Origin of the sequence: Haloferax prahovense (assembly GCF_000723845.1) — an archaeon.
GTDB classification, from domain to species: Archaea; Halobacteriota; Halobacteria; order Halobacteriales; family Haloferacaceae; genus Haloferax; species Haloferax prahovense.
Genome location: NZ_LK053000.1, coordinates 1,998,470 through 2,012,240 on the forward strand (window position 1 = coordinate 1,998,470; position 13,771 = coordinate 2,012,240).

The 13,771-nt window shown below is 69.1% G+C and carries 17 protein-coding genes; 8 read left to right on the forward strand and 9 right to left on the reverse strand.

Going from position 1 to position 13,771, the window contains the following annotated elements; all coding sequences use genetic code 11:
• Window positions 1-21 precede the first annotated feature (21 nt).
• Window positions 22-1,113, forward strand: coding sequence for an aldo/keto reductase (locus BN984_RS10080; RefSeq protein ID WP_049968149.1), 1,092 nt, complete (start codon window positions 22-24; stop codon window positions 1,111-1,113).
• Window positions 1,114-1,158: 45 nt separating this feature from the next.
• Here the strand turns inward: BN984_RS10080 and BN984_RS19750 are convergent, their stop codons facing one another.
• Window positions 1,159-1,329 (reverse strand): HVO_0758 family zinc finger protein, encoded by a 171-nt coding sequence (locus BN984_RS19750; RefSeq protein WP_004972738.1) that lies wholly within the window; start codon window positions 1,327-1,329, stop codon window positions 1,159-1,161.
• A 157-nt stretch (window positions 1,330-1,486) separates the two neighbouring features.
• On the opposite strand from BN984_RS19750, the gene BN984_RS10085 reads away from it, so the two are divergent.
• The 4 genes from BN984_RS10085 (at window position 1,487) to BN984_RS10100 (ending at window position 4,957) form a co-directional block, all read left to right on the forward strand.
• Complete coding sequence (locus BN984_RS10085; RefSeq protein ID WP_008092198.1) at window positions 1,487-2,647, forward strand: MFS transporter; 1,161 nt, start codon at window positions 1,487-1,489, stop codon at window positions 2,645-2,647.
• A 92-nt stretch (window positions 2,648-2,739) separates the two neighbouring features.
• The gene (locus tag BN984_RS10090) at window positions 2,740-3,846 is read left to right on the forward strand and encodes a glycosyltransferase family protein (RefSeq protein ID WP_049968150.1); all 1,107 of its coding nucleotides are present in this window, start codon (window positions 2,740-2,742) and stop codon (window positions 3,844-3,846) included.
• Complete coding sequence (locus tag BN984_RS10095; protein ID WP_008092200.1) at window positions 3,843-4,331, forward strand: DUF7109 family protein; 489 nt, start codon at window positions 3,843-3,845, stop codon at window positions 4,329-4,331. The genes BN984_RS10090 and BN984_RS10095 overlap by 4 nt, the downstream gene beginning before the upstream one ends.
• A 29-nt stretch (window positions 4,332-4,360) precedes the next feature.
• On the forward strand, window positions 4,361-4,957 hold the full coding sequence (locus BN984_RS10100) for an NUDIX hydrolase (protein WP_008092203.1): 597 nt from the start codon (window positions 4,361-4,363) through the stop codon (window positions 4,955-4,957).
• A 145-nt stretch (window positions 4,958-5,102) separates the two neighbouring features.
• Here the strand turns inward: BN984_RS10100 and BN984_RS10105 are convergent, their stop codons facing one another.
• Window positions 5,103-5,591 (reverse strand): DoxX family protein, encoded by a 489-nt coding sequence (locus BN984_RS10105; RefSeq protein ID WP_008092204.1) that lies wholly within the window; start codon window positions 5,589-5,591, stop codon window positions 5,103-5,105.
• A 429-nt stretch (window positions 5,592-6,020) separates the two neighbouring features.
• Here BN984_RS10105 and BN984_RS10110 point away from each other — a divergent pair, with 429 nt between their 5' ends.
• Both BN984_RS10110 and BN984_RS10115 read left to right on the forward strand, forming a co-directional pair.
• Complete coding sequence (locus BN984_RS10110; RefSeq protein WP_049968151.1) at window positions 6,021-6,803, forward strand: DUF7388 family protein; 783 nt, start codon at window positions 6,021-6,023, stop codon at window positions 6,801-6,803.
• Between the two features lie 255 nt (window positions 6,804-7,058).
• A complete protein-coding gene (locus BN984_RS10115) occupies window positions 7,059-8,225 on the forward strand; it encodes an NAD(P)/FAD-dependent oxidoreductase (protein WP_049968152.1) in 1,167 nt (388 codons plus the stop codon).
• 48 nt (window positions 8,226-8,273) lie between these two features.
• Here BN984_RS10115 and BN984_RS10120 read toward each other — a convergent pair whose 3' ends face one another.
• Window positions 8,274-8,783, reverse strand: a complete 510-nt coding sequence (locus BN984_RS10120; RefSeq protein WP_008092207.1) for an Hsp20/alpha crystallin family protein — start codon at window positions 8,781-8,783, stop codon at window positions 8,274-8,276.
• Complete coding sequence (locus BN984_RS19755; protein ID WP_004972714.1) at window positions 8,780-8,938, reverse strand: DUF7559 family protein; 159 nt, start codon at window positions 8,936-8,938, stop codon at window positions 8,780-8,782. Before BN984_RS19755 ends, BN984_RS10120 begins: the two co-directional genes overlap by 4 nt.
• Before the next feature lie 157 nt (window positions 8,939-9,095).
• On the opposite strand from BN984_RS19755, the gene BN984_RS10125 reads away from it, so the two are divergent.
• Window positions 9,096-10,793: a radical SAM protein gene (locus BN984_RS10125; protein WP_049913375.1), complete on the forward strand. Its 1,698-nt coding sequence runs from the start codon at window positions 9,096-9,098 to the stop codon at window positions 10,791-10,793.
• A gap of 177 nt (window positions 10,794-10,970) precedes the next feature.
• On the opposite strand, the gene BN984_RS10130 is transcribed toward BN984_RS10125, so the two are convergent.
• The 5 genes from BN984_RS10130 to BN984_RS19760 all read right to left on the reverse strand — a co-directional run bounded on the left by BN984_RS10130 (window position 10,971) and on the right by BN984_RS19760 (window position 13,659).
• Window positions 10,971-11,375 carry a TRAM domain-containing protein gene (locus tag BN984_RS10130; protein WP_004972711.1) on the reverse strand — a complete coding sequence of 135 codons (405 nt, stop codon included), beginning with the start codon at window positions 11,373-11,375 and terminating at the stop codon, window positions 10,971-10,973.
• Window positions 11,376-11,440: 65 nt separating this feature from the next.
• A complete protein-coding gene (locus tag BN984_RS10135; protein ID WP_049968153.1) occupies window positions 11,441-12,112 on the reverse strand; it encodes a YkgJ family cysteine cluster protein in 672 nt (223 codons plus the stop codon).
• 96 nt (window positions 12,113-12,208) lie between these two features.
• Complete coding sequence (locus BN984_RS10140; RefSeq protein ID WP_049968154.1) at window positions 12,209-12,991, reverse strand: MBL fold metallo-hydrolase; 783 nt, start codon at window positions 12,989-12,991, stop codon at window positions 12,209-12,211.
• Between the two features lie 112 nt (window positions 12,992-13,103).
• A complete protein-coding gene (locus tag BN984_RS10145; protein ID WP_004044165.1) occupies window positions 13,104-13,376 on the reverse strand; it encodes a winged helix-turn-helix domain-containing protein in 273 nt (90 codons plus the stop codon).
• 121 nt (window positions 13,377-13,497) lie between these two features.
• Window positions 13,498-13,659 (reverse strand): hypothetical protein, encoded by a 162-nt coding sequence (locus BN984_RS19760; RefSeq protein WP_008092215.1) that lies wholly within the window; start codon window positions 13,657-13,659, stop codon window positions 13,498-13,500.
• Window positions 13,660-13,771: the final 112 nt, after the last annotated feature.

Here is a 13,771-nt window from a genome sequence, read left to right on the forward strand (position 1 = left end):
TCGGCCGCCGTAGCCCCGGCCATGGCTACAGGACGGGCGACGTGGGCCTACCGCGACCGGTTCGGTGACAGTTTCGGCCGCACCTTCTACCGCCGGTTCGGCCCCGGCGTCGTCTCCAGTATCGGCATCGGAACCTACCTCGGCGAGCCGACCGACGCGGTCGACGACCGCTACCGCGAGTCGCTCGTCTCCGCGCTCGAACATGGCGTCAACCTCGTCGATACCGCGTCGAACTACCGCCACAGCCGCGCCGAGCGGGTCGTCGGCGACGCGGTCCGCGGGGCCGACGTCGACCGCGACGCCGTCGTCGTCGCCTCGAAGGCCGGGTTCGTCCCCTTCGACCGCGAGCGCCCCGACGACCCCGGCGCGTACGTCCGCGAGACGGTCCTCGACGCCGGTCTCGCCGAACCGGACGAACTCGCCCACGGCAGCCACACCATCGCGCCCGCGTTCGTCGACGAGATGGTCGACCGGTCGCTCGACCTGACGGGACTGGACCACGTCGACTGCTACTACCTGCACAACCCCGAGACGCAACTGGCCGTCGCCGACCGCGAGACGGTGTACGACCGAATCGAGGCCGCCTTCGAGGTCCTCGAACGCCGGGTCGCCGCTGACGACATCGGCCGCTACGGCGTCGCCACGTGGGAGGCGCTCCGGGTCGCGCCCGACCACGACGCGTACCTGTCGCTCCCAGAACTCGTCCGTCGGGCCGAGCGCGCGGCCGACACTGTCGGCAACGACGAGCACTCGCTCGAAGCGATTCAGCTCCCGTTCAACGTCGTGATGGCCGACGCGTTCACCGTCGAGGCCCACGACACCGACGCGGGCGAGGCGATGAGCGCGCTCTGGTACGCCCACGAACACGGCCTGCACGCCTTCACGAGCGCCAGCCTCGCGCAGGGCGACCTCGCGGCGGAGATTCCGGCGTCGGTGAACTCGGTGCTCGCCGGCGACACGGCGGCTCAGCGGGCGCTCAACTTCTCGCGGAGCGCGCCCGGCGTGACCGCGGCGCTCGTCGGTGCGTCGTCGGTAGCACACGTCGCGGAGAACATCGCGGCCGGCACGTTCGACCCCCTCGGGGCGCGGACGTTCGATTCGGTGTTCGAGTGAGCGGCCGCCGATTCCCGTCGGGCGTCCGCTGTCGGTCGGTTCGTCTTATCTGAGCTCTTTCCACTCCCGTCCGCAGTCGGCGCAGATGCGGAGGGAAAACACCTCGTCCGGGTCGTTTTTCTTCTTCAGCGACTCGCCGCACTCGGAACAGGTCAGTCGCCCGTAGGTATCCTTCTCCAACTCCCCGTCTCGAAGCCCCTTCCGCGTTGTCTTCATAGGTGTCCGTTTGTGCAACGAACATAAAAACCCGACGACGACCCCCGTTTTCGCCCGCACGACACGCCGACGACCCCGCTCAGTCGAAAGTGTTGTGACCCCGCGGCGCGCGGTTCCGTCCGTGTCACGTGGCCGCCTCTTCGGAACGCTCTGCGGGATGGTGCTGCTCGTCAACCTCGCGCGGGTCGTCTTCGCACCGCTTCTCGGGGAGTTCATCACGTTCTTCGCGGTCGACCGCGCCACCGTCGGCATCGTCGCCACCCTCGTCTGGCTCGGGAGCGCCGTCCTCCGCGTCCCGACCGGTTGGCTCCTCACCCGCGTTCCGAGACACCGCGTGGTGCTCGGGACCGGCGTCGTCCTCGTCGTCGCCTCGGGCGTGACCGCCAGCGCGACCACCGTCGAGACGCTGATGGTCGGCGCGGTCTCGATGGGTCTCGCCTCGGGCGCGTACTTCGTCGCCGCCAACCCGCTCGTGAGCGAGCTGTTCCCCGACCGCGTCGGCCGCGCGATGGGTATCCACGGCACCGCCAGCCAGCTCGCGGCCGTCGGCGTCGCGCCCTTCGTCACGCTGGTCCTCGCGGTCGGTCCTGACCTCGTCCCCCGGCTCCCGTTCGTCTCCGCGGCGTGGCAACTCGTCTTCGTCTGCGTCGGCCTCGCGGCCGCCGTCGTGACCCTCGCGCTCTTTTTCACGGCCCGCTCGACCGACCTCCCCGACGCGGGCGCGGCCGACCGCGACCTCCTCGGCGCGGCCCGGAGCGAGTGGCGCGTCATCCTCACCGGCATCGTCATTCTCGGCTTCACCGGCTTCGTCTGGCAGGGCCTGTTCAACTTCTACGAGCTGTACATGGTGTCGAAGGGTCTGCCGGCGACGACGGCGCGCAACATGCTGACGGTCATCTTCGGCGCGGGCGTGCCGGCGTTCTTCCTCTCGGGGCGGCTCGCCGACAAGCTGCCGCGCATCCCGTACATCCTCGGCGTGCTCGTCTCCTTCGTCGTCTCGGTGTTCGTCCTGACCGTGACGACGAGCCTCGTCGGCCTCGTCGTCGTCACCGCGGTCGTCGGCTACGTCATCCACAGCCTCTTTCCGGCGCTCGACGCCTACCTGCTCGACACGCTGCCCGACGAGAGCCGCGGGAGCGCCTACTCGGTGTACTCGTTCGGCATGATGATATTCCAGGCCAGCGGGTCGGGCGTGGTCGGCACCCTGACCGACTTCGGCTACGCGTTCGACGAGGTGTTCTTCTGGTTCTCGGTCGGGCTGGCGGTCGTCGTCACGGGCCTCATCGTCTTCCAGCGCGCCGGGCGCATCCCGAACTGACTCCCCTGACCGCCCGTCCGCTCCCGGAGCGAAGCCGGCAGCCGGCTCGGCTCTCGCCGCACTTTTGCTCGCCCGGTCCCACGACCGACACGATGGAGTACGTACAAGAGCGGGTCACGACGCTCCACGACCTCTCCGGCGCGGTCCCCGACGCCCCGACCGACCGCGCCGCCGTGGTCGTGCCGATGACGGAGCGAGAGTACGCCGGCCTCGCCGCCGAGCGGGTGCTCTCGACGCTGGAGTCGCTCTCGCCGGCGCGGGTCGTCGTCCCCCTCCGTGCGCCCGCCGACCGGGTGGCCCCGTTCGCCGACTGGCTCGACGAGTACGACCTACCGCTCGACGTGCTGTGGTGCGACGGCCCCCGCGTCGCCGACCTCCTCGACTCCCACGGCCTCGACGGCGAGCGGGGCAAGGGCCGCGACGTGTGGCTCGCGCTCGGCTGCGCCGCCCGCGAGGAGCGCGTCGTCGTCCACGACGCGGACACGAAGACCTACGACGAGCGCTACGTCCCGCGGCTCCTGTTCCCGCTCGCGCACGGCCACGACTTCTCGAAGGGCTACTACGCCCGCGTCGAGGAGGGGCGGCTCTACGGCCGGCTGTTCAGGCTGTTTTACGCCCCGCTCGTCCGGGCGCTCGAGGACGAGACTAACGCGCCCATCGTCCGGTATCTCGACTCGTTCCGGTACGCCCTCGCGGGGGAGTTCGCGGCCACCTCGGACCTCGCGTTGCGGATGCGGTCGCCGCGGAAGTGGGGCCTCGAAGTCGGCACCCTCGGGGACGCCTTCGCCCACGCCGGCTTCGACCGGAGCGCGCAGGTCGACCTCGGCGAGTACGAACACGACCACCGCTCCGTGAGCGGGCCGACCGGCCTCTCGGACATGAGCGAGTCGGTCGGGCGGACGCTCCTCCGGGCTGTCGTGGAACACGGCGGAACCGTCGAGTTCGACACGCTCGCGGAGCGCTACCGCGAGGCCGGGAACAGACTGGTCGAGCAGTACGCGGCCGACGCGGCGTTCAACGGCTTCGACTACGACCGGACAGACGAGCGCGAGCAGGTCGCCACCTACGCCGAGGCCATCTCGAAGCCCGGCGAGGACACGCGGCTCCCGGCGTGGCGGGACACGTCGCTGTCGCCCGACGAGGTGCTTGCCGCCGCGAGCGACGACCTCGACGACGTGCGGGAGGCTGCGGGCCGATGAGCGAGGCGACCTACGACGACCTCGCTGGCGTCGTCGACCTCTTCGGGGCGCTCACCCGCGAGGAACTGGAGACCGCGCTGGACGAACTCGCGTTCAAGCAGGGCCGCGAAACCGACGGCAACGCCCTCTCGGGCGCGATTTCCGACGCGGTCGACGCCTACTACCTCGTCCCCTACGAGGACGACGAGACAGACGCGGAACTCCTGACGGTCGGGCCGATGGCGTTTCCGACGCTCCCCGACCGGGCGGAGGACCTGCCGCACATCCTCGATTACCCCACCCGCGAGGTGCCGCGGGACGAACTGGCGACGCAGGTCGAAAGCCGTCTCCGCGCGGCGGCCGCGAGCGCGGTGCAGACGGGCGACGACGACGAAATCGCCCGCTTGCTGGACGTGACGTACGACCTCGAAGCGTGGGCCGACACCGACGTCGGGTCGATTCGCGAGCGCCTCGACGCCGCGCTGGACGCGGAGGGGCAGGCCTAAGTCTCGGCATCTCTTTACGAATCGTGACGATGGACCTCGCGGGCGTCACCCGACACGAACCGGTGACCGTCGACGCGGGCCGGCGGGCGGCCGTCATCGCCCCCGTCGTGTTCCGCGACGAGCGGCCGCACATCCTGTTTACCAAGCGCGCCGACCACCTCGGCGAGCATCCGGGCCAGATGAGTTTTCCCGGCGGCGGGCGCGAGCCGAGCGACGCCGACCTGCGGGCGACCGCGCTCCGCGAGTCCAACGAGGAAATCGGGCTCCGGCCCGAGGAGGCGGCTTTCCACGGCCGACTCGACGATATCCTCACCGTGACCGACTACGCCGTCTCCCCGTTCGTCGCCACGGTGCCCGACCGCGAGTACGAACCCGACCAGCGCGAGGTGGCCGAAATCGCGGTGCTCGCGGTCGACGACCTGACCGACCGCGCGAACTACGAGTCGGAGCGCCGCGACCACCCGCAGTACGGCGAGATTCGACTCCACTTCTTCCACGTCGACGGCTACACCGTCTGGGGCGCGACCGGGCGGATGCTCGTGCAACTGCTCGAACTCACGACCGACTGGCGGGCCCCCGAGGAGGTCGACCGCGTGGTCGACCCCGACGCGGACTACCCGGTGTAGCGTCCCCACTCGACGTCTCGTTCTCCTCGGCTCACTGCCCCCAGCGCGCCCGCTCGCGGTGTCTGAGTCGGTTCCGAAAAACAAAACAGCGTCAGCGTGTCGTCGTCCCCACGGCAACTCCCTTTCTGCCCCCCCGAGTACCCCCTCAGCCGAGGAGGTACTTGAGCGCGGGGCGCTGGCGGACGAACTCCATCTTCTCGATGATGGCGTCGAGGCCGAGGATGCGGCCCGCGGCGAGGGTGCCGACGATGGCGAACATCATCAGCCCGAACAGGTCACCGTTGACCACGCCGTGGGCCCAGTCGGCGTTCCCGAGGTAGAAGAACACCATCAGGACGCCGCCGAAGAAGGCGGCGAGCCGGACGAGTGCACCCACGATGAGCCCGAGGCCGATGAGGAACTCACCCCACGGAACCATGATGTTCGTGAGGTCGAGGAGCCACGGAGTCGCGGCGGCCCACGCGAAGAAGCCCTGCAGCGGCGAGGCGGCGGGGGCGTTCGCGAGGTAGCCGCCGGCGTTGAACGCTTCACCGGTTATCTTCCCCCAGCCCGCGTGGAGGAACCAGTACCCGGTGATGAGGCGGGTCAACACGAGCACGTAGCCCGTGACGCCCCGCGAGTAGTCGAAGTCCATCCTGTTCCCCAGCATCTCGATTTGTGCGTTAGCGCTCATCTCGGTTCACCTTACATCTGAATCGTCGGCCGCGAACCCCATATAACGGCGACGCGATTTCCGAATCTATAGAACTGGGAATCACCGAAAACGGGCGTCTGAGGCTGTCACGATTCAGTTTCGACTACTACTTCGAATTTAGAATTGCGTCCTGAATACAATCGTGGCGGTACGACGGACGAACCATCGGTATTCCGCCGTGAGACGAGTCGTCACGCGCTTCGACGCCGCTCGTCGCCGCTTCGAAACGGGGTATATAAACGACGCCGGGAGAGCCAGCATCGCCGTCACCGACAGGGTTTTGCCCTCCTCCGCGCTATCCGTTCTCACATGGTCGCACAGACGATGGATCGCGTTCCGCGACGGTACTGAAATTTCTGTGGTGATAGTATGTTGACCGCCGAGCGTGCGGTCTCGAAAGCCGGTCTGGACGCTGTCGCACTCAAGCCCGCCGAGTGCGACGTGCGCGAGGCGCTGTCGGTCCCGCTCGACATCGTGGCTATCGACTACGAGGGCCGCGAGCGACTCCCCGACGAGGACGTGCTGCGCGAACTCACGGCCGAAAAGGAAGTTCGACTGACTACGCCGGTCCGCGCCGACGGCTTCGACCCGCTCGGCGACGACTCGCTGTACGAGTGGCTCCCCGACGGAATTCGGCAGGTGCTCGTGGCCGGCCACGGCGCGTATCTGACCGACGACGAGGTTGGTCGCGCGGTCGCCCCCCGACTCCGCGCCGCGAGAGAGCGCGCGCCCGACGCGTGGGTCGGCACCGAGGGTATCGAACGAATCGCCCTCGCCGCCGGCGGCACCCAGTACGAACTCCTCTCGCGGTCGACCTGCAGGGACGTTCGCGCGCTCCGGGCCGCCGGCTTCGACGGCGAAATCGCGGTCTACGCCCCGACCGCCCTCACCGACGACGACGACGAGATTCTCGACGCCGTCGGCGCGTACGTCTCCCGTCGCCGTCCCGTTGCTCGCGCGCTCCCCGACGACGCCGCGACCGACGCCTCGGCCGAGGGTCGCGCCCGCGAGGTGCTCCTGAAGGCCTCGCGCGACTACGCGCTCATCGGCTCCGTGGCCGACGTGCGCCGGCGAATCGACGACCTCCGCGACGCCGGCATCGACCTGGTGGTCGGCTATCCCGCCCGCGGCGTCGACGAGTTCGCCGAGTAGTCCGGCGCGCCGCTCGCGCGCCGCCCGCCCTGTCTCCGAACTCGCACCGGAGGCCTTTTACGCGGTCGCCGGAGAGGACAGGTGACGGCACGGTCGGGTGGCTCCTTTCGGACCCACGTGGTTTCCACGTGGGCCACGGCCGGCCGACCTACCCCGTCTCTCTACACATCCTGAGCGACCGCGCCGCGCGGGTCTCGACCGACGTTACGACCGCGAGCGGCGGCCATTCAAGTCGCTCGCCGACGCAGACGGGGTATGAACGAATCAGCGCGCGTCGCCGTCGTCGGCGCGGGCGCGGTCGGCCTGACGACCGCCTTCGACCTCGCCGAGCGCGGGGCGCGAGTCACGCTGTTCGAACGCGACGCCCCCGGCGGCGGGTCGACGGGCCGCGCCGCCGGCATCTGCTACGACGCCTACGCGGAGGACATCGACGTGGCCGTCGCCGACCACGCGATGGCCCGGTTCCGGTGCCTCTCGGGCGAGGGAGCGTTCACCTTCCACGAGACACCCTACGTCTTTCTCGCTCGCGAGGGCGACGACGCGGCGGCCGCGGCCCTCGAAGAGTCGGTCGAGCGAATGCGGGTCCACGACCGCGCGGTGTCGCTCGTCGGAGCCGACGAACTGGCCGACCGGTTCCCGATTCGGACCGACGACGTGCTCCTCGCGGGCCTGGCCGAGAACGCCGGCTGGGCCGACCCGGCGGCCTACGCGGACCTGTTCGTCGAGAAGTGCGAGTCCGCGGGCGTCGAGTTCCGCGTCGGCGACGCGGTGTCGCTCCGAACGGACCCACCGGGCGTCGCCGTCGACGACGTGGTGACCGCCCGCTTCGACGCCGTCGTCGTCGCGGCCGGCGTCCACTCGCGCCGCCTGCTGGTCGACGCCGGTCTCCCCATCGCGCTCAAGCCCTACCGGGCGCAGGCGCTCGTCGCCGACTGCGACTACCGCGGACCGACCGTCTACGACGCGACCGACGAGTCGTACCTTCGGCCGCACCCCGGTGGCGTCCTCGCCGGCGACGGCGTCGAACCTGTCGAACCCGACCCCGACGACTGGGACCCGACCGCGGACGACTGGTTCGTCGCCGACGCGCTCGACGCGGTTCGACACCGGACGACGGTCGGCGATGCGGGCGACCCGGTGCCTGCGGACGCGACGGACCCGGAACTCGACCGCGCGTGGGCCGGCCTCTGCGGGGCGACCCCCGACCGGAACCCGCTCGTCGGCGCGGTCGCCGAGGGCGTCTACGTCGCCGCCGGCTGGCACGGCCACGGCTTCATGTGGTCGCCGGCAATCGGTGAGCGACTCGCCGAGGCGGTGCTCGACGACGGTCAGGCGTCGATACCGGACGCGTTCGACCCTCGGCGCTTCGACGGCGACGAGGAGTTCGCGGTGGTCGAGGGGATGACGCTCGACGGGGAGTGAAAGAACGGGAAAAGGGGGCGGTCACCGCGTCGCGCCCGAAACTGCACTTCAGGCGTCTTGGTCGTCCACGTCACCGAAGTCGTCGGCTTCGTCGCCGGCCTCGGACTCGGACTCGGACTCGGACTCAGTGTCGGCCTCGCCTTCGTCTTCCTCCTCGGTCACGGCGATGTCGCTCGCGCGCTCGTCCTTGGGAATCCGAATCTGGAGCGTGCCGTTCTTGCCGACCGTGGCGGTCCCCTCGGCGGCCTCGACCGAGGCGTCGGAGGGGATGGTCGCCTTCCCCGAGAGCGTGAGGCCGCGGCCGGGGAAGCGCATCTCGTAGCCCTCGTGGAAGTCGCGGAAGCGGTCGATGCGAATCTCGACCTCGCCGTCGAGGAAGCGGACCTGCACGTCCTCGGCGCGGGCACCGGGCGCATCGAAGACGACGAGGTAGGCGTCCTCGGATTCGAGCAGGTCGTGGGCGAGGGGCTTGCGCTCTTGCATCTGGCTGACGCCGCGGCCGACCCGTTCGAGGACGGCGTTCGCCGCCGACTCGCCGAACTTCCGCAGGTCGCTCATAGCTGAATCTCCTCCAGGAAGCGGGACTCGCCGCAGTACGGACAGGAGAAGTCCGCCACCGTCACGTCGTCGGGCATATCGTAGGTGTAGTGCAGCTCGAACATGTCGAGTTCGCAGTCCTCGTTGGCGCACTTGACTTCGAGGGTCGCGGGCATGGCCGTCAGTTACGCTCCCACGCTGATAAACGCGCGGGAGGCGGAAGCGACCCGCGGGCCGCACCATCGCCGACACCTGCGCTCGCCCTCGCACGACTACCCCCGTCTTCGACCGCCGACCGGTTGCGTTTTCCGCGTCGAACCCGAACCGCGACCGATGACCGACCCCGCCGACCTCACCGTGACTATCGTCGACGGATACGTCGACGAGCCGGCGCACTTCGGCGTGCCGCCGTACATCTCGACGTATCCCAGGTTCACCGCGGGTGCGGTGGTCGACGCGGGCGTCCCCGAGTCCAACGTCGTCTACCACACCATCGACGAACTCCGCGAGGACAGACAGAAGTGGCGCGACGTGGCCGACGCCGACCTCATGATTTACATCGGCGGCATGACCGTCCCCGGCAAGTACGTCGGCGGGACGCCCGCCGAACCCGACGAGGTCCGCGAACTCGCGTGGGTCGCCGAGGGGACCGCGCTCATGGGCGGGCCGATTCGCTTCGGCGTCGGCGACGAGAACGCCGGCGGCCAGGACATGGAGCGCAAGAACCTCGACTACGACTTCGTCGCCAAGGGCGACATCGAGGCGGCCGCCTACGACCTCGTCGACTCCGGGCTCGAAGGCTTCGGCAACCGCATGCGCGACAACGAGGAACTCGACCGCTGGGCCGCCACGGGCGCGTTCGTCGTCGAACAGCACCCGAACCACCCCGACCACCTCATCTGCGAGATGGAGACCTCGCGGGGCTGTGCCTACCGCTGTTCGTTCTGTACCGAACCGCTGTACGGCAACCCCGCGTTCCGCACCGCCGACTCCGTCGTCAAGGAAGTCGAGAACCTCTATAACCGCGGCGCGCGGCACTTCCGGCTCGGCCGACAGGCCGACATCCTCGCGTTCGGCGGCGACGGCGAGGCCCCGAACCCCGACGCGCTCCGCCGACTCTACGGCGGTATCCGCGAGGTCGCCCCCGACCTCGGCACGCTCCACCTCGACAACGTCAACCCCATCACTATCGTCGGCTGGCCCGAGAAGTCCCGCGAGGCGCTCCGCATCATCGCCGAGCACAACACGGCCGGCGACACCGCGGCGTTCGGCCTCGAATCCGCCGACCCCGTGGTCCAAGAGGAGAACAACCTCAACGTCTCCGCCGACGAGTGCTTCGAGGCGGTCAAAATCGTCAACGAGGTCGCCGGCTGGCGGCCCGGCGACGACCCGGCGGACGCGCCGACCCACGGCCCGGACGCCGCGAACCGCCTGCCGAAGCTCCTCCCCGGCATCAACCTCCTCCACGGGCTGAAAGGCGAGCGCGAGGAGACGTTCGAGCACAACAAGCGGTTCCTCCAGCGCGTCTACGACGAGGGCCTCATGGTCCGCCGCATCAACATCCGGCAGGTGATGGCGTTCGACGGCACCGACATGTCCGATACGGGTGCCGACATCGCCCGCGACCACAAACAGCTGTTCAAGACGTACAAAAAGGAGGTCCGCGAGGAAATCGACCAGCCGATGCTCCGCCGGGTCGCGCCCGCGGGCACGGTCCTCCCGAACGTCCACCTCGAATACCACCAGGACGGCCGGACGTTCGGCCGCCAGCTCGGAACCTACCCGCTTTTGGTCGGGATTCCGGGCGAGCGCGAACTCGGGAAGACCATCGACGTGGCCGTCGTCGACCACGGCTACCGCTCCGTCACCGGCGTTCCCTACCCGCTCGACTTCAACGAGGCGTCGATGGACGAACTCACCGCCATCCCCGGCATCGGTCGCTCGACCGCCGGCGACATCGTGGTGAATCGACCCTACGCCGACGCGGCCGACGTGGGCGTCGACGCCGATGTGACGAAGTACGTTCAGTAGCCGTCTCGGGACTCAGAAACTAATTCTTCACGTGCAATCGTGCTCTCTCTAGGCGTCCGGAATACCTCTCTGTTCACTCGCAAGCGTGGTGCGTGATTCACTTGCAGACGTGGTCTGTCGGCGGCGGGAGAAACGTCCCGTCGAGACGAACGGCGTCGAACCGCGAAAACAGCGCCGTCAGAAGTCGTCTTCGACGACTTCGCCGACGGCGAAGTTAGACTTGACCTCGGTGATTTCGACCTTCACGCGCTCGCCGACTTCGGTGCCGGGGACGATGATGACGTAGCCGCGTTCGACGCGGGCGATACCGTCGCCCTGCTTGCCGATGTCCTCGATTTCGACGTAGCGGAGTTCACCGGCTTCGACGGGCGGTTGCGGTTCGGCCGAGGGCGTCGGTCCGGCGTTCGATTCGGACTCGGCGGGCTCGTTCGACTCGCGGGAGATGAGCGCGACGCGGTAGGTCTCGCCGGGTTCGACGGTTCCGGTCTCGACTTCGCGGCGCGGAATTTCGACGACGTATCGGTCGTCCTCGGTGCGAACGTCAGCATTGAACAGACACAGGAGTTTATCTGAGATTTCCACCGTAAGACCTCCAATATGTGGTCAGGCCGGAGTGTTAAAGATGTACCGCAGTCATCGGGATTCGACTACTGAACCCGCGTCCCGTCGGGCCGTTTCGCGCCCTCCGAGTCGTGGACGACGACCTCGCCCGTTCCGGTCTCGACCGGCTCGTAGGCCTCGGTGACGCCCCGCGCCTCGCGTAGCTCTCGGACCGCCCGTTCTTTCAGCGCCCGCGCCAGTTCCTCCGCGTCCTCCCGGGAGATGTCTCGTCCGAGCCCCTCGCACTCGTGGGCGCGGACGACGCCCTCCTCGTCGACGGCCTCGCCCATCGGCTGGCTCGTCCCGCCGAGGGCGACGCTGAACGGGTAGGTCTCGCAGATCAGGGGGCGATCCTCGTGGACCTGACAGGCCCCCTGCCCGTCGTCGTGTTCCTCGTAGAACCGGCAGTCGCCGCAGGCGCTCGTCTGGAGCGCCCATTCGAACGTCTCGCCCTCGGGGCCGTCGTCGCCCTCGGCGAGGCCGTAGGGCATCGGGCGGGCCACGTCCCGCCACTCCATCGGTTCCGGTCCGGCCTCCTGCAGGGCGCGCACCTCGTCGGGGAAGACGGTCGCGGTGTGCGGTTCGGGGCCGTCGTCGCCCTCGTAGCCCTTGCAGCAGGCCCCGCAGCGCGTGCACTCGAAGCCGATGGACTCGATGGCGTCGGCGAGTTCCGACACGTCGAGGTCGCGGGCGCGGTCCAGTTCGGCGTCGAGGTCCATACCCGCGATGCGGGCGCGAGCCCAAAGAGGGGCGCGGTTTTTCGCCGGAGCGCGAGCCTCGGCTACCCGCGGACCCGGACGCCGACGACGCGCGACCTACCGCGGTTCGACCCGCTCCGCCTCCGGGTTCCACCGGACTCGACGCTCGGCGGCGAGTTTCTCGATGTGCGCGACGACCGTCGCGCGGGCGAGGTCGCGCACGGCGGACACGTCCTTGTCGTAGGCGGCGTCGGTCACGGCGTCCGGCGTCGCGTTCCCGGCCAGCACCGCGTTGAGGACGGCCCGTTCGCGGTCGTTTCGGTGCGCGACGAGCCGTGCCAGCGTCGCCCGCGGGTCCGTGATTTCGGGGCCGTGACCCGGAAGCAGTCGCTCGGGACCCCGCGCGTGGAGTCGCCTGAGCGCGACGAGGTAGGCGCGCACGTCACCCTCGGGCGCGCCCACGACGACGCTCCCCTCGGCCACCGCGAGGTCGCCACAGAGCACGTCGTCGCCGGCGACGAAGCTCACGTGGTCGCGGGCGTGCCCCGGCGTGTCGAGCACTTCGACGCCCGCGCCGACGGAGAGAACCGACCCCTCTGCGAACGTTCGGTCCGGTTCGACGCCGGTCGCGTCCGAGAAGGCGCGCTCGCGGCCGTGACGACACCAGACCGTCGCGCCCGTCTCGCGGGCGTAGGCGGCGACCGCGCCGACGTGGTCCGCGTGGGTGTGGGTGACCGCGATGTGGTCGACGCTCTCGCGCGCGACGAGGGAGTCCAGTTCGTCGGTGCGGGCCGCGGGGTCCACGAGCAGCGTGTCGCCGCCGTCGGCGACGAGATAGGCGTTCGTCGCGCCGGTCGGCGCGCGAGTGGCGACGGGGACGGAGACGCGCGTGACGTGCATGCCGGCGGCTACGCTCGCCGACGGGTTAGGTGGTTCGAGAGAAGTGGTGGCTTGGTCTGCGGGAGTGCGCCCCCGCGGGCGTGTTCTGTCGCGCTATCGTGGGACCGCGCGCTTACGTGTTGAGGAAGTAGACCTGCTTTCGCGCGTCCTTGAAGGAGTAACGCGAGCCGACGAGGTCAGACTCTTCGAGACGGTTGAGCGCGTAGCGGACGGTGCGGTCCGGCAGCAGCGACTCCTCCGCGAGCTGGCCCTGCGAGAGGGGCGCGTCGCTTTCGAGGACTTTTGCGACGAGCTTCGCGCTCGGGGGAAGCTCGCGGAGGCGCTCTCGGAACTCGGCTTCCGAGAGCAGGTCTTCAGTATCTGGCTCTGCAGTGGTGGTGCTCATACCCGACACAGTCGGTTGCTCCGTGTTAAGGGTTAGCTACAAGTGTGTGAAAAGAATCCAGACACATAATACACATATTAATATCGTGCGTTTGTTGGAAAATCGCCCGCGAGTAGGTGTCTCACTCCGTGTTTCGAATTCTATCGACCGAAGGAGTGCCGAGTCGATAGCTCCCGAGCGGCGCGTGACACGCCGGGCAGTGGACGACGAGCCACCCCTCGCTGACGTGGCGCGTCAGTTCAGCCGCATCACAGGTCTCCCCGCAGTTTCTGCATGTTGGCATATGGCACGATACGCGCTCAGCGGGGGAAAACCTCTCTGTCGTCGCTCGCCGAACCCCGCTTCCGCACCGCGTATCCAGTACCGTTTTAGGCTCCCCCCCGCGAGTATGCGTA

Bases quoted from the DNA above. Each gene is read 5' to 3' on its own strand.
- BN984_RS10080 (WP_049968149.1), top strand. From the start codon at position 22: ATGGCTACAGGACGGGCGACGTGGGCCTACCGCGACCGGTTCGGTGAC.
- BN984_RS19750 (WP_004972738.1), bottom strand. From the start codon at position 1,329: ATGAAGACAACGCGGAAGGGGCTTCGAGACGGGGAGTTGGAGAAGGAT.
- BN984_RS10085 (WP_008092198.1), top strand. From the start codon at position 1,487: ATGGTGCTGCTCGTCAACCTCGCGCGGGTCGTCTTCGCACCGCTTCTC.
- BN984_RS10090 (WP_049968150.1), top strand. From the start codon at position 2,740: ATGGAGTACGTACAAGAGCGGGTCACGACGCTCCACGACCTCTCCGGC.
- BN984_RS10095 (WP_008092200.1), top strand. From the start codon at position 3,843: ATGAGCGAGGCGACCTACGACGACCTCGCTGGCGTCGTCGACCTCTTC.
- BN984_RS10100 (WP_008092203.1), top strand. From the start codon at position 4,361: ATGGACCTCGCGGGCGTCACCCGACACGAACCGGTGACCGTCGACGCG.
- BN984_RS10105 (WP_008092204.1), bottom strand. From the start codon at position 5,591: ATGGACTTCGACTACTCGCGGGGCGTCACGGGCTACGTGCTCGTGTTG.
- BN984_RS10110 (WP_049968151.1), top strand. From the start codon at position 6,021: ATGTTGACCGCCGAGCGTGCGGTCTCGAAAGCCGGTCTGGACGCTGTC.
- BN984_RS10115 (WP_049968152.1), top strand. From the start codon at position 7,059: ATGAACGAATCAGCGCGCGTCGCCGTCGTCGGCGCGGGCGCGGTCGGC.
- BN984_RS10120 (WP_008092207.1), bottom strand. From the start codon at position 8,783: ATGAGCGACCTGCGGAAGTTCGGCGAGTCGGCGGCGAACGCCGTCCTC.
- BN984_RS19755 (WP_004972714.1), bottom strand. From the start codon at position 8,938: ATGCCCGCGACCCTCGAAGTCAAGTGCGCCAACGAGGACTGCGAACTC.
- BN984_RS10125 (WP_049913375.1), top strand. From the start codon at position 9,096: ATGACCGACCCCGCCGACCTCACCGTGACTATCGTCGACGGATACGTC.
- BN984_RS10135 (WP_049968153.1), bottom strand. From the start codon at position 12,112: ATGGACCTCGACGCCGAACTGGACCGCGCCCGCGACCTCGACGTGTCG.
- BN984_RS10140 (WP_049968154.1), bottom strand. From the start codon at position 12,991: ATGCACGTCACGCGCGTCTCCGTCCCCGTCGCCACTCGCGCGCCGACC.
- BN984_RS10145 (WP_004044165.1), bottom strand. From the start codon at position 13,376: ATGAGCACCACCACTGCAGAGCCAGATACTGAAGACCTGCTCTCGGAA.
- BN984_RS19760 (WP_008092215.1), bottom strand. From the start codon at position 13,659: ATGCCAACATGCAGAAACTGCGGGGAGACCTGTGATGCGGCTGAACTG.